We start from the raw sequence: 19,959 nt of genomic DNA on the forward strand, positions 1-19,959 counted from the left end.
ATCAAGGCTTTCCTGTCATCGTCCACCCATGTTCCGCACCAAACCGCGCAGCGCGTTTCAATCTGGAACGCCTTTCCACATCAAGGAAATATGCGTGTCGCCATATTTGCGGCTGTCATGCAATTTAAATCCGGCCGGCGCCTGCATCGGGGCGTTTTCTTCCCAAACCAACAATGCATCATCCGCGATCCAGCCATTGGCCAAGGCGGCGACGGCCTTCTGCCCCATGGATTTCCCGTAGGGCGGGTCCAGAAAAACCAGATCATAAGGCGCGGCGGGATTGTCGCCCAACCGGGTCGCGTCGCGGCGGATCAAATCCGTCCGGTCGGCGCTGCGGGTCAGGTCGATGTTCTTGCGTATCAACCCCTGGGCCACTCGCCCGTCATCGACGAAGGTGACATGCGACGCCCCCCGCGACAGCGCCTCGAGCCCCAGCGCCCCGGTTCCCGCGAACAGATCCAGCACCCGCAAACCGTCAAATTCGATCTGGTGGCTGAGCACATTGAACAGGCTTTCACGCACACGGTCGGTGGTGGGGCGCAGATGCGCGCCCGCATCACCCTTGCCGACCGAGGCCAGCGCCCGGCCCCGGAATTCTCCGGCAATGATCCTCACGCCTTGAGCAGCGGTTTCAGGTCCGCGTTCGGGTCTGCCACGACTTCGGGATCAGCGGTCTTGCCCATTTCGATCAGTCTTTTGCCGACCATGTATGCCCGCGGATCATTCATCGCATCCACAGCAATCAGCCTGTCGCCCTTGTAATACCAGAAGGACACGGTCTGACCCTCTCCCTTGCGGGTCACCACGCGGTCATATCCGGTGTTCAGGCCCGCGATCTGAAGCTTGACGTCGTACTGGTCCGACCAGAACCAGGGGGTCGCCACATACTCCTTGGCCGCACCCAGCATGTTCTGCGCCACGATTTCGGCCTGGTCGATGGCGTTGGGGACGCTTTCCAGACGGATACGCCCTTCGCCATGGGGGAAAGAGGCGCAATCGCCCGCCGCCCAGATCGACGGATCAGAGGTCCGGCCATGGGCGTCGGTTTTGATGCCGTTGTCCAGTTCGAGCCCTGCCATCTCGGCCAGTTGGGTAGAGGGGGTGATGCCCACTCCGACCACGACGAAATCCACGTCCAGCTTCGTGCCGTCCGTCAATACGGCCCCCACAACCCTGCCATTTTCGCCGATCAGACGATCCAGCCCGACGCCTTCGCGAATGTCGGCACCGTATTCGCTGTGCAACGCACGGAAATAGTCGCTGGTTTCGGGCGCAGCGACCCGTTGCAGGATGCGGTCGGCCATCTCGACCAAGGTGACCTTGACGCCGCGTTTCGCGCAGACGGCGGCCGCCTCGAGCCCGATGTAACCGCCGCCCACAATCAACGCGCGGGCGCCTTCGGTCACTTTGGGTTCCATCTGATCAATATGGGCCAGGTCGCGCACCACGTGCACACCGTCCAGATCACCTCCGATGGCGGCAGGCAGGCGGCGCGGATCTGACCCGGTGGTCAGCGCCAGTTTGTCATACGGGATGACTTCGTCCCCAAGAGTGACCGTTTTGGCCTTGGGGTCGATGCCGGTCACGCGCTGGCCAAGCCGCAGAGTGATGTTGTTTTCCGCATAGAAGCTTTCGGGTCGCAGGAACAGGCGCTCCAGCTCCATCTCTCCAAGAAGGTAGGCCTTGGACAAAGGCGGGCGCTGATATGGCAGATGCGGCTCGGCCCCGATCAGAGTAATCTCTCCGTCGAACCCGTCCTTGCGCAGCCGCGCCACCAAGGACGCTCCTGCCTGACCCGCGCCAATCACGACAATATGGCTCATGTTTTGCCCACCCCGCAGTTTCCCCGTGGTCTCTCTGGTTGGACAACCTATATTGCGGCTTAACCCAATACTGCAAATCCAAACGACAGGAGCTGAAAAATGATTTCAACAGGAGACACCTTGCCCGAGGCCACACTGATCCAGATGGGGGCCGACGGGCCGGAGGAAGTTCGGATTTCAGACAAGACCAAAGGGCGCAAGGTTGTCATTTTCGCCGTGCCCGGCGCCTATACCGGCACATGCACCACCGCACATGTGCCAAGCTTCATTCGTACAAAAAAACAGTTCGACGACAAAGGCGTGGACGAGATCATGTGCCTGTCGGTCAATGACCCGTTCGTCATGCACGCCTGGGGTGAATCCACCGGCGCGACCGCGGCCGGATTGACGATGGTTTCAGACGCGGCTTCAGAATTCACCAAGGCCATCGGCATGGATTTCGACGCCCCGCCTGTGGGTTTGTTCGCACGCTCCAAACGCTATGCGATGCTGGTCGAGGACGGCAAGGTCACAGCCCTGAACCTGGAAGATAACCCCGGTGCCTGCGGGATCTCGGCGGGTGAAGGCCTGTTGGAGGCGATCTGAATTTGGCCGGCCCCGGTTTGTCCGGGGCCGCGTGAGCCCAATTTAACTTGAAGCAGCGCCCCAATGCGCGAATACTCGTCGCATAATTTGGGGAGATTTTTATGAAACTTAAGTTGATTTTTTCCTTCCTGACCGGCGCGGCCCTTCTGGCAGCCTGCGGTCCGGCCCCAACCCCGCAACAGCAAGCCGCACGACAGCACGAGATTGCCTGCCTTGGCGGCACATTGGGCGGCGCCTTGATCGGCGGTGCAATCGGCAACCAGTTCGGCGGTGGATCGGGCAAGACGATCCTGACCGCAGCCGGCGCTGCCGCCGGTGGCATTGAAGGCCAAAGATTTGCATGCTGAGGAGATTGGACATGAAACGGGCGATTTTTGTATTCACGGCTGCATTCCTGGCCTCGGCGGGTAATGCCGAAACCGTGGCCGAACTGCATGAAGAAGAATTGAACGCCATCGACGCGAACAATGACGGATTCCTGTCCAAAGACGAATTCGACGCTTTTTCGGACTATGCGTTTCAGGCCATGGACGAAGACAAGAACGGCACATTGGGTCAGGCCGAGGCCAAGCCGTTTTTGGACATAAAGCAGTTCCAGAATGTTGACCGCAACAAGGACAGCTTTATCTCAAGATCGGAATATGATGCACAGATGAATGAAGATTTCGGCGCGGCAGATCAGAATGGCAATGGTCAACTGGACTAAGCCCGTTTGAAGGAGCTTGCTATGAAAAAATGGATCGGAATGGGTGCTTTGGCACTGGCCGCGGCCTGTGACGTTCCGCAAGCTCCGGTGGTGACGGGGCCGAACGGACAGGCCCGCATCCAGATCAATCTGTCTGGCCTGACCTGCTATGAAAACCGGTGTCTGGATATCAACCCAGCGGCGCGCAGCGTGCGCCAGATCGGGAACAAGACCACGGGTATCCCAAGATCCATCGATGTCAGCGACGGCACCGTCACACCTGCTGAATTCAAGCAGATGGGCACGGCTGCGTCGCTGGCCGGTGGCCAGGGGTCAGGCAACGACCGTTAGCACAGACTGTCCATCTTTCGGGCCAGCTTGGCGTCCAGTGACGACAGGCCACCTACGTCGTGGGTGGACAGAACCACCTCGACCGTGCGGTAGACGTTGGACCATTCTGGGTGGTGGTTCCATTTCTCGGCCCAGATCGCCACTTGCGTCATCCAGCCAAAAGCGTGCACGAAGTTGTCGAATATGAAGGTCTTGGTGATCGCATCGCGGCCTTCGACCATGGTCCAGCCGTTTTTGAACAGCGGATCCAGCAGCGGGCCACGGGTCTCGGCGGACAAAAGTTCAGTCATTGCTGTTCCTCCGGGTTCGATTTCCTGAACGGGCCGTAATCCGTCAGAATCTCGATCTCTTCTCCCACTGCGCGGCCTTCGGCGTCCAGATATTTTTTGACGGCATCGGCAAAACCCGGATCACCGACCCAGTGCAAGCTATGCGTGCGCGTCGGCAAATAGCCACGCGCCAGCTTGTGCTCGCCCTGAGCGCCCGCTTCCACCCGGGCCAGACCGTGGGCAATGGCAAAATCTATCGCCCTATAGTAGCACAGTTCGAAATGCAGGCAGGCATGATGTTCAATGCAGCCCCAGTACCGCCCAAAAAGCGTTTCGCGGCCTATGAAGTTCAGCGCACCCGCGATGGCGTGACCATCCCGTTCCGCCAAAACCAGGGCCATGTCATTCGCCATCGTCTCTTGTACGATGTCAAAAAACTGGCGTGTCAGATAGGGTGACCCCCATTTTCGTGCCCCGGTATCCTGATAGAACCGCCAAAACGCATCCCAGTGTTCCGGGCGCAGGTCATCGCCTGTAAATGTATGGATTTCGCCGCCAAAACCGTTGGCCTGCGCCCGTTCCTTGCGGATGTTCTTGCGCTTGCGTGACGACAACGCGGTGAGGAATTCGTCGAAATCAGCATAGCCATCATTCAGCCAGTGAAACTGTTGCGAGCTGCGTGGCATAAGCCCCATCTGCTCACCGGCCAATGCCTCGGCTTCCGTACAGAAGGTCACGTGAACCGAAGAAACCTGATTGTCGACCGCCAGTTGAACGGCACCCTGCACCAAAGCCGACATTCCGATCCTGTCATAGCCCGGACGCACCAGAAACCGCCGCCCGGTGGCGGGAGTGAACGGCACCGCAATTTGCAGTTTGGGATAATACCGCCCGCCTGCGCTTTCATAGGCATGGGCCCAGCTGTGGTCAAAGATGTACTCGCCCTGGCTGTGCGATTTGGCATACATCGGGGCCGCTGCGATCAGGATCCCGTCAAGAAAGGCTGTCAGGTATTGCGGCTGCCACCCCGTACCGCGCCCGACCGAGCCGCTTTCTTCAAGCGCCAGCAAAAAGCGATGCGTGGTGAAGGGATCAAGGGGCCGCCCACCATCGGCGGCCTCGGGGCAGGCACAGGCATCCCACTCTGCCGCTGAAATCTGCGACAGAGACCCAAGTGCCTGAACTTCGATTTGAGCCTGATCCATGTATCCTCCGCGCCAGCCCTTTATCTGTGACCGAGGCGCCAAGGTTCAAGCTGAATGCGCAGCCAGATACCCTTCGAAGGTCACATTGTCGGCAACCATGCGGGCCTCTGCCTCTTGTTCGGGCGTCCGAACGGTCCAGCACAGGATCGGCACGCCCTGCGCCTTCAGCTCGGCCACACGCGGGCGGGAAAGGTCTTCCGCCTCATGGCTGATGAAACCGGCCCCGACACGGTCAAAATCAGGAACATCGCGCAGGGTGTCGCAGACGGCTTGCGGAAGAAGCTCGACACTGGGCTCATAGGCGCAGGTCGTGATGCCGCGCGGCAGATGCGGAGCCAGCCGCGCCAGTTCCGCGACCGAGTTGGGATTGAAGGACATCAGGGCCACCGGACCTTCGTACCCCTGCAATGCGCGCACGGTGTCGTGCTCGAGGGCACCGATATTCATACCCATAACGCCGTCCTGGTCCTTCAGCTCGATCAGCAGCGGCACCTGGCCTGCCACCATATCCAGCACCTCATCCAGCGTCGGAATGCCGTCATCACCATACAGAAGGGTCAACTCTGACGCCGCCGCCGCCGACACCTGCCGGATCGGCCCGGGCTGGCCGGTCAGACGCCCCATATCGTAGTCATGGAACACGACGGCACGATCGTCAGCTGTCAGTTGAAGGTCGATCTCGATCCCGTAACCGGCATCAATGGCGGCACGAATGGCCGCCCGACTGTTTTCCGGGCGGTTGTTCGAAACGTCATGCAGCGCCCGATGAGCAATCGGGGCCTGCAAAAACGCAGTTGGCAGGGGCGGTATCATTCGATTTCGAATATGCCTTCGATCTCGACCGCCACGCCCAAAGGCAGCGACGCAGCACTCACGGCGGAACGCGAGTGGCGACCGGCGTCGCCCAGCGCTTCGACCAGGAAGTCGGATGCGCCGTTGATCACTTGCGGCTGCGCCGTGAAATCTGCGGTCGAGTTCACGAAACCGGTCAGTTTGATGACACGCACCAGTTTGTCGATATCTCCGCCACAGGCCGCCTTGACCTGTGCCAACAGATTGATCGCGCAGACCCGCGCCGCTGCCGCTCCGGCTTCGACATCCATATCATCGCCCAGCTTGCCGGTGATCAGTTCATCCGTTTTCGATATCTGGCCGGACACGTACACGATATTGCCCACACGTACATACGGCACATAGTTTGCCGCTGGAGCGGGTGCGTCGCCCAGCGTGACACCGAGGCTTTCCAGTTTTGCAGCGATGCTCATTGAAAGGGTCCTTCCCTGATTGACTCTGCCGGACGCTAACCGGGAAGCACAGCCGTGGAAAGACGGAATGCGGCAAATTCCGGCTTGCATGCGATCTGAGCATATCTTTACTTATTATGACTTTTAGATACTCAATTGCTTTACCCGGACCTGACGGACAGGTTACACGCTAGGTGTTTCATTTGAGACCTGAAACGACTATGTGACAAGAACTTGTGCCATACCGGCGAGTAAGTATTGGTAAATTGTGATTGTTTGCCCGACAGAACGTATGCCGGGCATTTGGGAGAAGCAAAGATCGTGTCGAGCAGATTTCGCCTGAAACACCTGGTTGTCCTGTCGCTCATGGCCATTCTGTCCGCCTGTGCAACGACACCTCCCGAGGGTGCCTCACGCAGCGACGTGTTTGACCCTTACGAAAACACGAACCGGGGAATTCACAAGTTCAATCTGGGCGTTGACCGGTTTCTGTTTCGCCCTGCGTCCAAAGGGTACGTGAAGATCGTTCCCGATCCCATGGTCACCAGTTTCAGCACATTCGCCGAAAACATTTCGCTGCCCGGGCAGGCGGTCGACTACCTGCTTCAGGGCAACCCGAAACAGATGGGCAATGCGCTGCTGCGCTTCGTGATCAACATGACCGTGGGCGGCTTTGGCCTGTCCGCGCCCGCAGATGAGCTGAACCTGCCGCCCGTCGATACTGATTTCGGCGAGACCCTGCACGTCTGGGGGGTCGGTGAAGGGGCTTATGTTGAACTGCCTTTCTATGGCCCGTCGACGCAAAGGGATGCCATCGGCGTCGTGATCAACCTGTTCTCGAATCCGATCAATTTTACCCCGGTCCGGCCCGCCGACAATCTGGGCGTCTATGCCGAAGTCGTTCGCCGCATGGGTGATCGTGGACGGTTCTCGGATACCGTGGATTCGATTCTGTATGAAAGCGCCGACAGTTATGCACAGGCCCGCCTGATCTATCTGCAAAACCGCCGCTTCGAACTGACAAGAGATGACGAAGACGCCTATCTGGATCTGTATTCTGACCCCTATGCCGAAACCGGGACAGACCCGGTCAGGGACCCCTATCTAGACCCCTACGAGGACCCCTATGCTGAATAACGAGTTGAACCGCCGTAACTTTGTCGCAGCTGGTCTGGCCTTGGCGGTCCTGCCCAAATCCGCGTTTGCCCAGACCGAAGCAACAGCCAAAGCACTGGTCAGCAGCGTGGTCAACGACATCAACAGGGTTATCGAATCCGGCAAGTCCGAGACTGCGATGCTGCGTGATTTCGAGAAGATTTTCGTGCAATATGCCGACGTCCCGATCATGGCGCGTTATGCCCTCGGTGCCGATGCCCGTACGGCCACCCCATCCCAGCTGAAGCAATTCACCAAGGCGTTTCAGGGCTATATCTCGCGCAAATATGGTCGCCGCTTCCGCGAGTTCATCGGCGGTGAGGTCAGCGTGCGCAATGCCCGCAAGATCAAGGCCGGATATGAAGTTCGCACATTGGTCAAACTGCGCGGCTCGGCTCCGTTTGATGTGACGTTCCTTGTTTCGGACAAGTCGGGGCGTGAAAAATTCTACAACATGTTCATCGAAGGCGTGAATCTGTTGCTGACCGAACGCACCGAAATCGGCGCGATGCTGGATGCCCGCAAAGGCAACCTGAACCAGTTGATCAAAGACCTGAAAAAGACGGGCTAATCCGGTTCACTTGCGGTTGGGTGTTGAAATACGCCTTTGACAACAGTGGACCAGAGGCATCTGACCACCTTTTTTTCTGCGCACCGGGGCTAAATGTCGAGGTCACGGCATGTAACTGCGCACCAACGCGCCCGCAATCAAAGCCCACCCGTCGGCAATCACGAAAAAGGCCAGCTTGAATGGCAAGGATACGATTGCCGGAGGCACCATCATCATGCCCATCGACATCAATACCGCAGCCACGACAAGATCGATGATCAGAAACGGCAGGAAAATCAGAAACCCGATCTGAAACGCCCGCGCGATTTCCGACAGCATGAAGGACGGCATCAAGACCGACAACGGCGCTTGTGCGGACAGCTCCATAGCCTCACCACCGGGGCGCAAAGCCGCCATGGCATAGAACGTGTCCGCATCCAGTCGGGCCGCCATGAAGGCGCGGAACGGCTCTAACGCGCGCTCCAAGGCTGGCTCCACTTCCATCGTCTCTTCCATCATCGGTCGTATCCCCGTCGCCCATGCTTCTGAAAATACCGGATCCATGATGAAATAGGTCAGGAACAACGCCAGGCTGACCAACAGCATATTGGGTGGAGATTGTTGCAGGCCGATCCCTTGCCGCAGGATCGACAGAACGGTGATCAGGAAGGGAAAGCAGGTGATCATGATCGCCAGCCCCGGAGCGATGCTCAGTACTGTGATCAGCAGAATCAGCTGGATCGTCCGGGCGGAAATCGACCCGCCCTCGCCCAAAGACAAAGTCAAATCCTGGGCAGCGGCCAGTGAGGGCGTCAACACGGCCACCAAAGCCAGGCAGATTACATAGCGCATCAACCGATTCCGTTGTGCAGATCCGCAATCTCGGTCAAGCGCACTGCAAGTTGCCCCGCCTGATCGCCTTCCATTTCTTCCAACAGCCCGCGCGCCACCAACTGATCCCCAACATAGAGGTCAACCGGATCTTCGATCCGTTTGTCCAGGGTCAGCACGGCATTCTCTCCCATGTTCAACAGGTCCTTGATCAATGGACGCGCACGACCAACGGAAACGGTCACTTCAATCGGGACCGATTCGAACGGGTTGGGTTTTTCAGATTTCGGGATCTGGGTGTCATTCATTGGACAAAGCCTCTCTTGTCTCAAAGACATAAGCGTCAAAGGTCTGTTCGATGGCGGTGAGCAAAGCGGTGCAATCAACCTCACGCCGACTCGTGCCGACCTGAAGGCGGGCCTGACCCGGCTCCAGCTCGGAGTGTTCGATCACCTGAGGAGTGGAATGCAGATCTTGCGGCAACAGCGCTGCGACACTCTCGGCACATCCCGGCGACACCAAAATCTGCATCGGCTGCTCTACCCGCGAACGCGCCATTTCACAGAGTTGTTCCACGATGCGGGCTGCCAGGCCGCGCTCTGCCATCTCAGGCAGTACGGTCTGAACCAGGCTGGTGAACATGGGCTCCAACGACAGGGTCATGCGGGCGATGGCTTCGTGATAGGTGAAAGACATATCCTCAAGCGACCTTGCCAATTCAGCCGAAATCTGGCCGCGACTTTGCTCCTGCGCCCGCGAGGCATCTTCCCAACCGGCCCCATACCCGTCTTCGAAGGCAGCGAGCCGTTGTTCTTCCAGCGTGTCCTCATTCAAGATCAGAACTGGCCCCGTACCGGTCTGGGTGGTGAAATCCTCAAGAAGATGGGCAATCGACATCACACCCGCTCCTCGCCTTCTTCAAGCCAACTGCGCAGGATCTCGACAGTCTCTTCCTGCTTGTCACCGATCATGGCGCGCAGCCGATCGACAGGATCCTCCGTGGCGTTCGAGCCGAGGGCCGGAACACCGCGCTCTGCCGGCAGGGTCGAGAACTCTGCCGGATCCTCCGGTGCGATCTCACCAGTCAGCGCCAGGGAATCCGAATCCGCCCCTCCTGCCGCCGTCAGCAGCGCCGGTGTCGGTGTTGCTTTCGTCAGGATCGGGCGGATCACGAACAGGGCCAGCACGAGCGAAACCAAAGCCAGCACAGCCATCTGTATCAAGGACATGACATCCAGATGGATGTTCTGCCAGAGCGACGACGAAACCAGAGTGCCCTGCGGTTCGACCGACGGCAAATCCATGGATTTCAGTGTTATAACGTCCCCGCGCGCCGCATCGTACCCGACTGCCGACGCCACGAGCTCTTCCAGAGCGGCCAGCTCTTCCTGAGGCAAGGGCGTGAAGACTTCGGTACCGGAGGCGTCCACCGATCTTTTCCCGTTGACCAGAACTGCAACCGTCAGACGCTTGATCGCGCCGGGGGCCTTGTGAACTTCCAGTTCTGTCTCGGAGACTTCGTAGTTCACCCGCTCTCGAGTCTGGGTAGCCGTCGAGTTCGATTCGTCCCCACCCGCCGCATCACCATCCGGCAGGTTCGACGCCACGGTGACATCCGATGACTGATTTCGGGCGCTGTCCGAACGTTCTTCGACATCCGTGCTGATCGCCACGCGGCCCTTGGGATCAAAGCGCCGCTCGCGAATGGATTCCGTCTTGGTCTCGGTATCGACACTGACCTCGACCACGGCGTTGCCGGTACCGACACGCGCCTCGACCAGACGCAGAACGCGTTCCCGCAACTGACGCGACTTGTCGTCCGCAGTGTTCGCAGGCGCTGCGGTATCCTGACCGCCAATCACGGCCCCGTGCGAATCAACCACCGTAACGTTCTCCGGCGTCAAACCGCTGACGGCCGAGGCAACAAGGAACCGGATGGCCTTGGCCTGATCCCCGGTAATTTCGGTCCCGGATGGCACGAGGTAAACAGACGCTGTTGGCGACACGCTGCGCTGAAACGGGTTTGCTGTCCCGTTGGCAATATGGACGCGCGCCTGACTTATATGCGGACTACCGACAATCGTCCGCGCCAGTTCACCCTCTTTCGCGCGCCAATAAGCAGCATCGAACATCTGAGAGGTGGTGCCAAACCCGCTTAGCGAATCAAGCAGTTCGTACCCTTTATTGCCGTTTGCGGGCAGGCCTTCGCTGGCCAGGGTCATTCGCAGCTCGTCGCGCTGCGCGCCGGATACGTAGATCGATCCGCCCCGAATTTCATATGTGACGCCGCGCTGGTCCAGCGCGCGTACTATTTCCCCGGCGGCACCGCTTTCCAGGCCCGCATAAAGCAACGTCATGGACGGAGCCGTCACAAGGCGCGACATGCCAAGGATTCCCAGAAACACCAGCGCAACCGCACCGGCGACGATGATTTGTTTACGCCTGTCCAAATTAGCCCAGACAGTTCCGATCTGCTGCACGCTCACCTCCGACTCGCCGGCATTCTGCCCGACGCACCCTCTGTTTGGACGATTGCTCTTAACAATCGGTTAGTCCCTGCGCGGTTATGACGGAGTCGGAACGGATGAATGAGGACGTCATGACCGACGCAACCGATGAACTGGCGGAACCCACCGGAAAAAAAGGGAAAAAGGGAATCCTGATCGGGATGCTTCTTGCCATCGCCGGCGCTGCGGGCGGGTATTTCCTGACGTCATCCGGATTGATTCCGCTGAGTGGCAAGGCCGCGGTTGAAGCCGGCAAGGACAAGGCGAAAGAGGAACCTGCCAAAGCGCTGGCGGATGTCGGGTTCATTGATCTGCCGCCGGTTGTTGTATCGGTGAATTCCGGCAAGTCGCGACATTTGAAGTTCCACGCTCAGCTCGAAGTTAACGCGCCGTACATGGATGATGTGAAAAAAATGCAGCCACGAATCATGGATGTCCTGAACGGATACCTGCGAGCCGTTGAATTGAAGGACCTGGAGGATTCGCTGGCATTGACGCGCATCCGAGGTCACCTGCTGCGACGCATTGGAATTGTCGTTGGCGAAGGGCGCGTTCGCGATGTGCTGGTGATGGAATTTGTGCTGAATTAGGAGGCGGAATTGGAGCTGATTGCGGATATTTTGCTGGTCGCCGGTGCGTTGGGCGCGGGACTTTATTGCTTTGTGCTGTCGCGCCGCCTCAGGCGGTTCACCGATCTTGAAAAAGGCGTCGGTGGCGCGGTGGCCGTGTTGTCGACCCAGGCAGAAGAGCTGAAGAAATCTCTCGACAGCGCGCGAAATGCCTCTGATCAATCGGGGGATCATCTTAAGGCGCTGACGCAAAGGGCTGAAACCGTGGCTCAGCGCCTGGAGCTGATGATGGCATCTCTGCATGATGTCATCCCCGAAGAAGAAACTGCCGCTCCGGAAAAAGCAAAGCCTGTCCAAGACGAGCCTCAGCCTGAAGAGCAACAGGGCACCAAGCACGAGAAAACAGCGGAACCGGTCGAAACTGGTACGAGTGAAGAGCAACCCAAAGCGCCAGAGGGCCTGATGTTCTTCCGGCATGACCGCAAGCAGAGCGGGGCGCAGGTATGAGCCTTGCGCGCAACGCCAAACACGATACGCGCCCGCGCGGCGGTGTGCTTGCTGTCATCTCATTGCTGATGATCGGCTCGGCTGCGATTCGCGTTGGCTTGGAGGCGGGACCTGCGCTCGCCAAACCGGCGATGCCCGAAGCCGTGGAAAACAAGCCCGCCGCATCCGAAACACGCGATGTTCAGGTTGTGTTGGCAGAGCTTTTGCGCCGGGAGGAACGCGTCAAGCAGCGAGAGGATGAATTGCGCGATCAGGAAAAAGCACTGGAGATCGCAACCCAAGCCGTTGAAACGCGTCTGACGGCCCTGAAGGAAGCAGAAGATGCCCTGCGTGCCACGTTGGCGGTTGCGGACAAGGCGGCAGAGAACGATCTGGCGCGCCTGACGGATGTTTACCAGAACATGAAACCAAAGGACGCAGCCGCATTGTTTGAAACCATGGACCCGACCTTTGCCGCAGGGTTCTTGTCCCGCATGCCGGCGGACGCAGCGGCTGGCGTACTGGCGGGCCTGAGCCCCGAAGCGGCCTATACGATCAGCGTCGTCATGGCCGGACGCAACGCCTCGGCCCCGCAGGAATAGTCGCCGGTGTTGCCCGGTATCGCACAGAACTCATCTGGAGATCTCAAATGATTGGAATTGTTGGAATTGTTGTCATCTTCGTAATGGTCTTCGGCGGCTATCTCGCGGCAGGTGGCAAGATGACCATCATCATGAAATCTCTTCCCTTCGAAATGATGATGATCGGCGGTGCCGCCGTAGGCGCCTTTCTGATCAGCAATGACATGGGCGGCGTGAAACATACGATCAAAGACATGGGCAAGGTGTTCAAAGGCCCGAAATGGAAGCCCGAAGACTATCGTGACCTTCTGTGTCTTCTGTTTTCGTTGATCCGCATTGCCCGCGCCAATCCGGTTGAGGTCGAGCAGCATATTGAAGACCCCGAAAACTCCAGCTTGTTTTCCGCATATCCCAAGATCCAATCAGACAAGGAGGTCGTCGACCTGATTTGTGACACCATGCGGTCGGCGGCGATGAATTATGACGATCCGCATCAGGTTGAAGAGGTTCTGGAGAAGCGCATGGAAGCGAATTTTCATCATGCCATGCACTCAAGCCATGCACTTCAAACAGTAGCAGACGGCCTGCCCGCGCTGGGGATCGTTGCCGCGGTTCTGGGCGTGATCAAGACGATGGGATCAATCGATCAGCCGCCCGAAGTGCTGGGGAAGTTGATTGGGGGCGCCCTCGTAGGCACCTTCCTGGGCGTTTTTCTGGCCTATGGTCTGGTCGGCCCCTTCGCAGGCAAACTGAAAGCCGTGGTTGAAGAAGACAACCACTTTTATCAGCTGATCAAAGAAGTACTGGTGGCCAATCTGCACAATCACAATGCCGCCATGTGCATTGAGGTCGGACGCCAGAACACCCCAACCCATAACCGCCCGGGCTTTTCCGAGCTGGAAGACGCATTAAAAGAGCTCAAGCAGGCGGCGGCATGAAGCGCATCGGGTTTCTGATTGCGGTTTTGGTCACGGCTGCGTCTGCCGTGACCGCAAAGGACGTGGTGGTGCGATCCGGAGAGCATGACGGATTCACACGTCTGGTTTTCGACGTGCCACCAGACACCCGCTGGGTGCTGGCGCAACGGAAGAACGGCGCAAGCCTTACCATTGCCCTGGACGACGTGACATTCAAAACCAGCTCGGTTTTTGGGCGTTTGACCACGAACCGCCTGGCTTCTTTGTCGCAGAAGAACCCCGGCAGCGCGTTGGAGCTGGAGTTCGGATGCAACTGCGTGGCGTCGGCGTTTCTGTACAGAAACTCGATGATCGTACTGGACATCGCGCCAGAGGAATTGTTACCGCCGCTTCTTGAGGATATACCGCCACCCTTGATCGGAAAAACGGCCCAAGACAAACCGCCATCGGTTGAGACAGGGTTGCATCTGCCGCTTCTCACCATGACTGAGCAGGGGATAAAAGACCAGCTGTCGACTCGTCTTCTGCAAGGGGCCGATCGCAAGTTGCTGGACTTGAAGCTTGCTCCTGTCGGGCCACGCAATACCGCCCCGTCCGGTACAAGCGTTGTGGCGCCCCAATTGAGTTCGAACTTACGTCTGACCACGGTTTTGGACGATTTACAGAATGTTTTGAACGCAGAACTGCAACCAATTGACCAAAGACCGGCCTGCATCTCGACTGCTGAGCTGAGTTTTGCGTCCTGGTCTGGGGACTCGCCTTTTCCAGATCAAGTGTCAGCTCTCCGTTCAGGGCTGTACAAAGAGTTTGACAAACTTGACGGCGAAAAGGCCATGAAACTGGCCAAGCTCTACGCCTCTTTCGGTTTCGGAGCCGAAGCGTTGAGTGTCTTGAGGCTGTTGGAGACGCCGCCTGAGGGCTTCGAACCAGTTGCAGCAATTGCCCGGGTTGTAGATAACCGGCCGCCGCTGCCCAGGAATCCATTCAACGACCTGCAACGATGTGACGGTGATGCTGCACTTTGGGCTGTGTTGTCCGAAAGCGAGCTGGCACCTGACGCGAATGTGGAAGCAATCGAACACGCGTATTCAAGACTGCCGGATCATCTTCGCCGCCAGCTGGGGCCGCGGTTATCAGAAATACTGGTGAACGCACAACAATTGGAGGCTGCCCGCAGAATCCTTCGCTCGGTTGACCGGATTGAACCGGAAACGACATCCGGTGTCGCTCAGGCCAAAGCCAGCGTTGCCAAGGCGGAAGGGAACAGTGACCGCGAAGAAGAATTGTTGACCGAGGTTATAACCTCAACCAACGCCGCCACTGAATCACCGCTGGCTTTGGCGCGCCTGGTGGAAAAACGTTGGTCTGAACGTAAAGCTGTTTCTTCTCAGGAGCTTGAACTGGCGGCATCTTATGCGGTCGAGTTCAGGCGATCGGAACTGGGCCCGATGATGAACCGCACCTATGCGATCGCTCTGAGCCTGAGCCAGGAATTCGACCGCGCATTTGGCGTGATCAAAGCGCAGCCACCCGGCCCCGATAGCGGCGGCGCGATCAATCGGCATCTGCAATTGCTTGCCGAAAGATCGGATGACGCAACCTTTCTACGCCAGACGATGGAGGCAATGCAGCCGGATATGGCGGCAGTGCTGACAACCGATACTGCAATTGCATTGGCCAGCCGTCTTGCTGATCTGGGCTTTACTCAGCAGACATTCGCTCTGGCAAACAGACCGGAAGATCAGTCGCGGCGCTTGGATCGGGCTCGATTGCGGGCTCGGGCCGCTTTGCTGTCGGGGCGCCCTCATCAAGCCCTGCTGGAGCTGGCTGATGACAATTCCGAGGAGGCGAATGCCTTGCGCGCGCAGGCGATGGTCTCAACAGAAGATTTTGCAGCCGCCGGCGATGTGCTCCGAGATCTCGACCAAAACGAAACAGCAAGCCGCTATTTCTGGCTGGCCGGGGTGTCGGATGAAAGGTTGGAACCTGCGGGCGGGAAATACGCGGCGTTGAACCAAACGACCCAAGCCTTGTCTGACCTGCCGGAACGGTTGGCGGAAAAACCGCTGGCGGATGCTGAAAACCTGTTGAAGGACAGCCAGTCCGCCCGCCAGCGGATCGATGAGATGTTGAACGCAGTTGGTGTAAAATGACGTATATCGCGGCTGTTCCGGCCGCACCCGGCAAAGTGAAGGCAGGTCCCGATCACGGTATACCCTGCAATGCGTTTCAACCGCTGGGAGCCCGGTGCCGTTGCCTTAGATCGGATCCAATCAGAACACCCGATCAGGCGGGGATGCAAATATGCCTTAACTTCTTTCAAGGATGTTGGGTTCCAGACATGACGCCGAAGAACAGGCCGCCGAATTTCAGGCCGCGTTCCTCAACCAATAAGGTCACGACGGCTGACCGCCGGCGAAGCAACCGGTACCCGGCATTTGCGGCAGATGCGTGAAAACGAGACGCCTGATCAGCGATATACGGCGGTAATGGTTCCGCGTCTTCAATGAGTTCAGTGGCCAGAGAAATCGCGGACGAGTCTCCTCATCAAACCGGGCCAATCGGCCGAGGATGGCAACGTCTTTGAACACAAATTCCGCAATACCTACCTTTTCCGGCACGCTGGCAGTCATCGGTGTTGTCAGTGCAGTATTGCCCGCCACTGGCTGGCGTTTCCTCTGCTCCCGGTGCCTGACACGGGGAGCAGAGACAACAAAAAAAGCGGACAACCGTCCTTGATTCAGTACGGAGCCTCAACGTCATTCATCGAGACATAGACGGTTTTCATCTCCGAGAAATGGTTGATCGCCAGTTTCGAGTTCTCGCGCCCGACACCGGACATTTTCGATCCGCCAAACGGCGCTTCGACCGGGGCAAGGTTGTAGGTGTTGATATAGCACGTGCCTGCTTCGAATCCGGCCACGATTCGATGCGCCCGGGTCAGATCATTCGTGAAGACACCTGCGGCCAGACCGAACTCGGTGTCATTGGCGCGGGCCATCACCTCTTCCTCGGTCTCGAAATCCAGCACCGACATGACGGGGCCAAAGATTTCCTCGCGCGCGATGGTCATGTTGTCCGTGACGTCAGCAAAAACCGTGGGCTGCAAAAAATAGCCGTCCCGGTCGATCCGCTCACCGCCATAAATCAATCTTGCGCCTTCGGCTTTGCCCTTTTCGATATAGCCCAGGGCGATGTTCATCTGGTTCTCGCTGACCATCGGGCCAAAGCTGACGTCTTCGTCCATTGGATCGCCGATTTTCGCGTGATCCAGACGTTCTGACAGACGTTTCAGGAAGGCCTCTTTGATACTTTTCTGAACAAAGACGCGGGTGCCGTTGGAACAAACCTGACCCGAAGAATAGAAATTGCCCAGGATCGCACCTGAAACAGCATTTTCGATGTCGGCATCGTCAAAGACGATCATCGGGGATTTGCCGCCAAGTTCCATGGTCACATGCTTCATGCCATCCGCCGCAGCAGCATAAACCTTGCGGCCCGTCGGCACAGAACCCGTCAAAGAGACTTTGGCCACACGCGGATCGGTGACCAGCGAAGCACCGACATCGCCGTAACCCTGGATCACGTTGTAGACACCCTTGGGCGCGCCGGCCTCGACAAGAATTTCAGCCACTTTCAATGCCGAAAGCGGTGTGGTTTCCGAAGGTTTGAACACCATCGTATTGCCACAAGCAAGCGCCGGGGCACCTTTCCAGCAGGCGATCTGCGTCGGATAGTTCCAGGCGCCGATCCCGACGCAAACACCCAGCGCCTCGCGGATGGTATAGACGAAATCACCCCCGCCCAGCGGAATATGCTCGCCAGTCAGAGAGGCGGCCAATCCACCAAAGTACTCCAGCGCATCGGCCCCCGAGGTGGCATCGGCCACGGTGGTTTCCTGAATCGGTTTGCCGGTATCATGGGTTTCCAGAACGGACAGGTCGTAATTGCGTTCGCGCATGATATCGGAGGCGCGGCGCAGTATGCGGCCACGTTCCGTTCCGGACAGGGCCGCCCAAGCCGCCTGAGCGTTTTTTGCACTATTTAGAGCCTGTTCCACGATCGCCGGCGTCGCCGAATGCAAACGTGCAATCACTTCGCCTGTAGCGGGATAGATCACTTCAATGGCCGTGCCGTTTGTATCTTCGACATATTCGCCATCAATGAAATGGCTGGCCCTGGGCTGAAACTTCATACCGTGTCCTTTTCTTTCGCACCCGTCAGGACGGGACAAATGGTCAGTCGAAAATCGGCCTATCGGTTATTGATTGACCAGTCAATAAAATCATCGAAGGGGCGGTTTCACGCCTGTCAAACCCCATAATCCTTGAAATTTTTGGTTAATGTTCTATTTATGTTCTACATAGTCAGAGGACAAACCGATGACCCAGCAAACACGCCCCACAGCCCTGAACGGGCCGAACAACGACTATCACCTGCTTCCGGTCACCGATCGGCAGATGCGGTATGCGCGTGCGATTGCCGAGAAGTCAGCCCTTGAGATCCCTGTTGAGGCACAGCGCGACCGGCGGCTTTTGTCTGACTGGATTTCAGCCCACAAACCACGCGGGACCTCGCAGTTCGACAATTACCCGACGGGAAAACAAGTCGCGTTTGCCGAGCGGATTTCACGCAGTAAACGCCGCCCGATCCCGTCCGAGTGTTTCCGCGACAAGAAAATGATGTCTCGCTGGATCGATCAGAACAAATAGACCCTTATTAGGGTCTTTCCTGAGTGTGATTGCGGGCGTAAAGCGAAACTGCTGCGGCAACAAACATCCCCAACAGGATATAGCCCGTTACGGCCTCGGACACGGCGAGCCCACGGCACAGACCGGTCGGGGACATGTCGCCATACCCGACTGTGGTAAAGGTGACATAGGAAAAATACAGGATATCCCCCGGACCCTGCGCACCGATGACACAGTGGTCGTTATACCCAAAGGCGCCGTAAACCGCGGCGAACAGGAAGGGGACAACCTGAATGAACGACACCCCCATCAGAAACAAAAGCCTGCGGGGCGACTTTACCTGGGTCATGTAATACCAGGACTGCGACACCAGCCAGATCAACAGGCCAACCGAAGCGATTGTGCCAATCGTGTCGCCCGCAGCTGCCTCGTTCAGGCGTGAAAGACCATACCAGGCAAGAAAGCTCGCCAGAACCAGCCCCAACGCTGCAATCAGGGTTGATTTCCATTCATCCAAAGTCGTGGGTTTGCGGTGCATGAACGCCCCTTCAATCCGGTCTTCGCGCAATCATCCGACCTAAAGGCATAGCCCGCAACCCGAATTCAGTCCTGGCGCAGATGCGCCTCACCCCGCTCGCGCGCCAGCAGGATCTGCTTTTGCCGCTCGCGAAAGCGCATTTTGTCAGCATCGGACGTCTCATCGATGCATTGATGGCATGAAACGCCATGCTCGTATTCCGGGCGCTTCACATCCTCGGGCAGGATTGGACGCCGGCAGCCATGACAGAGCTTGTGCGGCCCTTCAACAAGCCCGTGACCAACCGAAACACGATTGTCGAACACAAAGCATTCGCCCTGCCAGGAACTGTCTTCAGCAGGGATCTCCTCAAGATACCGCAGGATACCGCCTTTGAGGTGATAGACATCCTCGACCCCCTGACCCAGCAGGTAATTGGTGGATTTCTCGCAACGGATACCGCCCGTGCAGAACATGGCAACCCGCTTGTTGTGAAAGCGGTCCTTGTTCTGTTCCCACCATGCCGGGAAATCGCGAAAACTGGCTGTTTCAGGGTCTATTGCGCCTTCAAACGTCCCGATTGCCACTTCGTAATCGTTGCGCGTGTCGATCAGCACCACATCGTCAGAACGGATCAGGTCATTCCACTCCTGCGGGTCGACATAGTTGCCGACACGGGCGCGCGGGTCGACATCGGGCTGACCCATGGTCACGATCTCTTTCTTCAGCCGCACCTTCATCTTGCCGAAAGGCGGATGCTCCGAGGTCGCTTCCTTCCACTCCAGATCAGCGCAACCGGGCAAGGATCGGACATGTGACAGCACGGCGTCGATTCCGGCACGCGGGCCGGCGATCGTGCCGTTGATCCCTTCCTGCGCAAGCAGCAGCGTACCGGTGACGGACTGCGCGCGGCACAGGTCCAGCAAAGGGTCACGCAACGCGGCTGGATCCGCGAAACGGGTAAAGTGATAGAGGGCAGCGATTGTGTACATA

General features: G+C 58.0%; 26 protein-coding genes. 12 read left to right on the forward strand and 14 right to left on the reverse strand.

The window, feature by feature from the left end:
* Nucleotides 1-57: 57 nt before the first annotated feature.
* Both rsmD and AC2FF8_RS15160 read right to left on the reverse strand, forming a co-directional pair.
* A complete protein-coding gene (rsmD, locus tag AC2FF8_RS15155) occupies nucleotides 58-615 on the reverse strand; it encodes a 16S rRNA (guanine(966)-N(2))-methyltransferase RsmD (protein ID WP_425079966.1) in 558 nt (185 codons plus the stop codon).
* Nucleotides 612-1,823, reverse strand: a complete 1,212-nt coding sequence (locus AC2FF8_RS15160) for an NAD(P)/FAD-dependent oxidoreductase (protein WP_170346721.1) — start codon at nucleotides 1,821-1,823, stop codon at nucleotides 612-614. Before AC2FF8_RS15160 ends, rsmD begins: the two co-directional genes overlap by 4 nt.
* Nucleotides 1,824-1,922: 99 nt before the next feature.
* Here AC2FF8_RS15160 and AC2FF8_RS15165 point away from each other — a divergent pair, with 99 nt between their 5' ends.
* The 4 genes from AC2FF8_RS15165 (at nucleotide 1,923) to AC2FF8_RS15180 (ending at nucleotide 3,444) form a co-directional block, all read left to right on the forward strand.
* Nucleotides 1,923-2,408: a peroxiredoxin gene (locus AC2FF8_RS15165; RefSeq protein WP_425079964.1), complete on the forward strand. Its 486-nt coding sequence runs from the start codon at nucleotides 1,923-1,925 to the stop codon at nucleotides 2,406-2,408.
* A 101-nt stretch (nucleotides 2,409-2,509) separates the two neighbouring features.
* Entirely contained in the window at nucleotides 2,510-2,755 is a 246-nt protein-coding gene (locus AC2FF8_RS15170) for a YMGG-like glycine zipper-containing protein (protein ID WP_170346723.1), read from the forward strand.
* A gap of 11 nt (nucleotides 2,756-2,766) precedes the next feature.
* Entirely contained in the window at nucleotides 2,767-3,114 is a 348-nt protein-coding gene (locus tag AC2FF8_RS15175) for an EF-hand domain-containing protein (RefSeq protein ID WP_496880100.1), read from the forward strand.
* Between the two features lie 21 nt (nucleotides 3,115-3,135).
* Nucleotides 3,136-3,444 (forward strand): hypothetical protein, encoded by a 309-nt coding sequence (locus AC2FF8_RS15180; RefSeq protein WP_170346725.1) that lies wholly within the window; start codon nucleotides 3,136-3,138, stop codon nucleotides 3,442-3,444.
* On the opposite strand, the gene AC2FF8_RS15185 is transcribed toward AC2FF8_RS15180, so the two are convergent.
* From AC2FF8_RS15185 to AC2FF8_RS15200, 4 genes are read right to left on the reverse strand one after another with little or no spacing between them, the layout of a single operon-like run.
* Entirely contained in the window at nucleotides 3,441-3,734 is a 294-nt protein-coding gene (locus AC2FF8_RS15185; protein ID WP_152459417.1) for a 4a-hydroxytetrahydrobiopterin dehydratase, read from the reverse strand. The genes AC2FF8_RS15180 and AC2FF8_RS15185 overlap by 4 nt on opposite strands.
* A complete protein-coding gene (locus AC2FF8_RS15190; RefSeq protein ID WP_496873444.1) occupies nucleotides 3,731-4,918 on the reverse strand; it encodes a GNAT family N-acetyltransferase in 1,188 nt (395 codons plus the stop codon). The genes AC2FF8_RS15185 and AC2FF8_RS15190 overlap by 4 nt, the downstream gene beginning before the upstream one ends.
* A gap of 45 nt (nucleotides 4,919-4,963) precedes the next feature.
* The gene (locus AC2FF8_RS15195; RefSeq protein ID WP_170346727.1) at nucleotides 4,964-5,731 is read right to left on the reverse strand and encodes a glycerophosphodiester phosphodiesterase family protein; all 768 of its coding nucleotides are present in this window, start codon (nucleotides 5,729-5,731) and stop codon (nucleotides 4,964-4,966) included.
* A complete protein-coding gene (locus tag AC2FF8_RS15200) occupies nucleotides 5,728-6,183 on the reverse strand; it encodes a RidA family protein (RefSeq protein WP_171172046.1) in 456 nt (151 codons plus the stop codon). The genes AC2FF8_RS15195 and AC2FF8_RS15200 overlap by 4 nt, the downstream gene beginning before the upstream one ends.
* A 345-nt stretch (nucleotides 6,184-6,528) precedes the next feature.
* On the opposite strand from AC2FF8_RS15200, the gene AC2FF8_RS15205 reads away from it, so the two are divergent.
* The gene (locus AC2FF8_RS15205) at nucleotides 6,529-7,299 is read left to right on the forward strand and encodes an MlaA family lipoprotein (protein ID WP_257600881.1); all 771 of its coding nucleotides are present in this window, start codon (nucleotides 6,529-6,531) and stop codon (nucleotides 7,297-7,299) included.
* Nucleotides 7,289-7,888, forward strand: coding sequence for an MlaC/ttg2D family ABC transporter substrate-binding protein (locus AC2FF8_RS15210; RefSeq protein ID WP_257599534.1), 600 nt, complete (start codon nucleotides 7,289-7,291; stop codon nucleotides 7,886-7,888). The genes AC2FF8_RS15205 and AC2FF8_RS15210 overlap by 11 nt, the downstream gene beginning before the upstream one ends.
* 102 nt (nucleotides 7,889-7,990) lie before the next feature.
* Here AC2FF8_RS15210 and fliP read toward each other — a convergent pair whose 3' ends face one another.
* The 4 genes from fliP to fliF are packed head-to-tail and all read right to left on the reverse strand — an operon-like array spanning nucleotide 7,991 to nucleotide 11,178.
* Entirely contained in the window at nucleotides 7,991-8,719 is a 729-nt protein-coding gene (gene fliP / locus AC2FF8_RS15215; RefSeq protein ID WP_171117115.1) for a flagellar type III secretion system pore protein FliP, read from the reverse strand.
* Nucleotides 8,719-9,006, reverse strand: coding sequence for a FliM/FliN family flagellar motor switch protein (locus AC2FF8_RS15220; protein WP_170346730.1), 288 nt, complete (start codon nucleotides 9,004-9,006; stop codon nucleotides 8,719-8,721). Before AC2FF8_RS15220 ends, fliP begins: the two co-directional genes overlap by 1 nt.
* Nucleotides 8,999-9,595, reverse strand: coding sequence for a FliH/SctL family protein (locus AC2FF8_RS15225; RefSeq protein ID WP_496873442.1), 597 nt, complete (start codon nucleotides 9,593-9,595; stop codon nucleotides 8,999-9,001). The genes AC2FF8_RS15220 and AC2FF8_RS15225 overlap by 8 nt, the downstream gene beginning before the upstream one ends.
* Nucleotides 9,595-11,178: a flagellar basal-body MS-ring/collar protein FliF gene (gene fliF / locus AC2FF8_RS15230; protein ID WP_496880101.1), complete on the reverse strand. Its 1,584-nt coding sequence runs from the start codon at nucleotides 11,176-11,178 to the stop codon at nucleotides 9,595-9,597. Before fliF ends, AC2FF8_RS15225 begins: the two co-directional genes overlap by 1 nt.
* 119 nt (nucleotides 11,179-11,297) lie before the next feature.
* Between fliF and AC2FF8_RS15235 the strand changes: the two genes are divergently transcribed.
* From AC2FF8_RS15235 to AC2FF8_RS15255, 5 genes are read left to right on the forward strand one after another with little or no spacing between them, the layout of a single operon-like run.
* Complete coding sequence (locus tag AC2FF8_RS15235) at nucleotides 11,298-11,795, forward strand: flagellar basal body-associated FliL family protein (protein ID WP_480685833.1); 498 nt, start codon at nucleotides 11,298-11,300, stop codon at nucleotides 11,793-11,795.
* Nucleotides 11,796-11,804: 9 nt separating this feature from the next.
* Nucleotides 11,805-12,281 carry a hypothetical protein gene (locus AC2FF8_RS15240; protein WP_496880102.1) on the forward strand — a complete coding sequence of 159 codons (477 nt, stop codon included), beginning with the start codon at nucleotides 11,805-11,807 and terminating at the stop codon, nucleotides 12,279-12,281.
* The gene (locus tag AC2FF8_RS15245; RefSeq protein WP_257599539.1) at nucleotides 12,278-12,862 is read left to right on the forward strand and encodes a MotE family protein; all 585 of its coding nucleotides are present in this window, start codon (nucleotides 12,278-12,280) and stop codon (nucleotides 12,860-12,862) included. Before AC2FF8_RS15240 ends, AC2FF8_RS15245 begins: the two co-directional genes overlap by 4 nt.
* A gap of 47 nt (nucleotides 12,863-12,909) precedes the next feature.
* Nucleotides 12,910-13,779 carry a flagellar motor stator protein MotA gene (gene motA / locus AC2FF8_RS15250; RefSeq protein ID WP_170346736.1) on the forward strand — a complete coding sequence of 290 codons (870 nt, stop codon included), beginning with the start codon at nucleotides 12,910-12,912 and terminating at the stop codon, nucleotides 13,777-13,779.
* Complete coding sequence (locus tag AC2FF8_RS15255; protein WP_496880103.1) at nucleotides 13,776-15,911, forward strand: hypothetical protein; 2,136 nt, start codon at nucleotides 13,776-13,778, stop codon at nucleotides 15,909-15,911. The genes motA and AC2FF8_RS15255 overlap by 4 nt, the downstream gene beginning before the upstream one ends.
* 243 nt (nucleotides 15,912-16,154) lie before the next feature.
* On the opposite strand, the gene AC2FF8_RS15260 is transcribed toward AC2FF8_RS15255, so the two are convergent.
* Entirely contained in the window at nucleotides 16,155-16,391 is a 237-nt protein-coding gene (locus tag AC2FF8_RS15260; protein WP_496880104.1) for a hypothetical protein, read from the reverse strand.
* 107 nt (nucleotides 16,392-16,498) lie between these two features.
* Nucleotides 16,499-17,953 carry a betaine-aldehyde dehydrogenase gene (betB, locus tag AC2FF8_RS15265; RefSeq protein ID WP_496880105.1) on the reverse strand — a complete coding sequence of 485 codons (1,455 nt, stop codon included), beginning with the start codon at nucleotides 17,951-17,953 and terminating at the stop codon, nucleotides 16,499-16,501.
* A gap of 187 nt (nucleotides 17,954-18,140) precedes the next feature.
* Between betB and AC2FF8_RS15270 the strand changes: the two genes are divergently transcribed.
* A complete protein-coding gene (locus AC2FF8_RS15270) occupies nucleotides 18,141-18,470 on the forward strand; it encodes a hypothetical protein (protein WP_257599543.1) in 330 nt (109 codons plus the stop codon).
* Between the two features lie 7 nt (nucleotides 18,471-18,477).
* Here the strand turns inward: AC2FF8_RS15270 and AC2FF8_RS15275 are convergent, their stop codons facing one another.
* Together AC2FF8_RS15275 and trhO are read right to left on the reverse strand one after the other, a co-directional pair.
* Nucleotides 18,478-18,987 carry a potassium channel family protein gene (locus AC2FF8_RS15275; RefSeq protein WP_170346741.1) on the reverse strand — a complete coding sequence of 170 codons (510 nt, stop codon included), beginning with the start codon at nucleotides 18,985-18,987 and terminating at the stop codon, nucleotides 18,478-18,480.
* A gap of 65 nt (nucleotides 18,988-19,052) precedes the next feature.
* On the reverse strand, nucleotides 19,053-19,958 hold the full coding sequence (gene trhO, locus AC2FF8_RS15280; protein WP_496880106.1) for an oxygen-dependent tRNA uridine(34) hydroxylase TrhO: 906 nt from the start codon (nucleotides 19,956-19,958) through the stop codon (nucleotides 19,053-19,055).
* Nucleotide 19,959: the final 1 nt, after the last annotated feature.

It is taken from the genome of Ruegeria sp. YTSA144 (assembly GCF_059610125.1).

Excerpts from the sequence above, each read along its gene's own strand:
- AC2FF8_RS15160 (WP_170346721.1), bottom strand. The coding sequence starts at position 1,823 with ATGAGCCATATTGTCGTGATTGGCGCGGGTCAGGCAGGAGCGTCCTTG.
- AC2FF8_RS15165 (WP_425079964.1), top strand. The coding sequence starts at position 1,923 with ATGATTTCAACAGGAGACACCTTGCCCGAGGCCACACTGATCCAGATG.
- AC2FF8_RS15170 (WP_170346723.1), top strand. The coding sequence starts at position 2,510 with ATGAAACTTAAGTTGATTTTTTCCTTCCTGACCGGCGCGGCCCTTCTG.
- AC2FF8_RS15175 (WP_496880100.1), top strand. The coding sequence starts at position 2,767 with ATGAAACGGGCGATTTTTGTATTCACGGCTGCATTCCTGGCCTCGGCG.
- AC2FF8_RS15180 (WP_170346725.1), top strand. The coding sequence starts at position 3,136 with ATGAAAAAATGGATCGGAATGGGTGCTTTGGCACTGGCCGCGGCCTGT.
- AC2FF8_RS15185 (WP_152459417.1), bottom strand. The coding sequence starts at position 3,734 with ATGACTGAACTTTTGTCCGCCGAGACCCGTGGCCCGCTGCTGGATCCG.
- AC2FF8_RS15190 (WP_496873444.1), bottom strand. The coding sequence starts at position 4,918 with ATGGATCAGGCTCAAATCGAAGTTCAGGCACTTGGGTCTCTGTCGCAG.
- AC2FF8_RS15195 (WP_170346727.1), bottom strand. The coding sequence starts at position 5,731 with ATGATACCGCCCCTGCCAACTGCGTTTTTGCAGGCCCCGATTGCTCAT.
- AC2FF8_RS15200 (WP_171172046.1), bottom strand. The coding sequence starts at position 6,183 with ATGAGCATCGCTGCAAAACTGGAAAGCCTCGGTGTCACGCTGGGCGAC.
- AC2FF8_RS15205 (WP_257600881.1), top strand. The coding sequence starts at position 6,529 with ATGGCCATTCTGTCCGCCTGTGCAACGACACCTCCCGAGGGTGCCTCA.
- AC2FF8_RS15210 (WP_257599534.1), top strand. The coding sequence starts at position 7,289 with ATGCTGAATAACGAGTTGAACCGCCGTAACTTTGTCGCAGCTGGTCTG.
- fliP (WP_171117115.1), bottom strand. The coding sequence starts at position 8,719 with ATGCGCTATGTAATCTGCCTGGCTTTGGTGGCCGTGTTGACGCCCTCA.
- AC2FF8_RS15220 (WP_170346730.1), bottom strand. The coding sequence starts at position 9,006 with ATGAATGACACCCAGATCCCGAAATCTGAAAAACCCAACCCGTTCGAA.
- AC2FF8_RS15225 (WP_496873442.1), bottom strand. The coding sequence starts at position 9,595 with ATGTCGATTGCCCATCTTCTTGAGGATTTCACCACCCAGACCGGTACG.
- AC2FF8_RS15235 (WP_480685833.1), top strand. The coding sequence starts at position 11,298 with ATGACCGACGCAACCGATGAACTGGCGGAACCCACCGGAAAAAAAGGG.
- AC2FF8_RS15245 (WP_257599539.1), top strand. The coding sequence starts at position 12,278 with ATGAGCCTTGCGCGCAACGCCAAACACGATACGCGCCCGCGCGGCGGT.
- motA (WP_170346736.1), top strand. The coding sequence starts at position 12,910 with ATGATTGGAATTGTTGGAATTGTTGTCATCTTCGTAATGGTCTTCGGC.
- AC2FF8_RS15255 (WP_496880103.1), top strand. The coding sequence starts at position 13,776 with ATGAAGCGCATCGGGTTTCTGATTGCGGTTTTGGTCACGGCTGCGTCT.
- AC2FF8_RS15260 (WP_496880104.1), bottom strand. The coding sequence starts at position 16,391 with ATGACTGCCAGCGTGCCGGAAAAGGTAGGTATTGCGGAATTTGTGTTC.
- betB (WP_496880105.1), bottom strand. The coding sequence starts at position 17,953 with ATGAAGTTTCAGCCCAGGGCCAGCCATTTCATTGATGGCGAATATGTC.
- AC2FF8_RS15270 (WP_257599543.1), top strand. The coding sequence starts at position 18,141 with ATGACCCAGCAAACACGCCCCACAGCCCTGAACGGGCCGAACAACGAC.
- AC2FF8_RS15275 (WP_170346741.1), bottom strand. The coding sequence starts at position 18,987 with ATGCACCGCAAACCCACGACTTTGGATGAATGGAAATCAACCCTGATT.
- trhO (WP_496880106.1), bottom strand. The coding sequence starts at position 19,958 with ATGTACACAATCGCTGCCCTCTATCACTTTACCCGTTTCGCGGATCCA.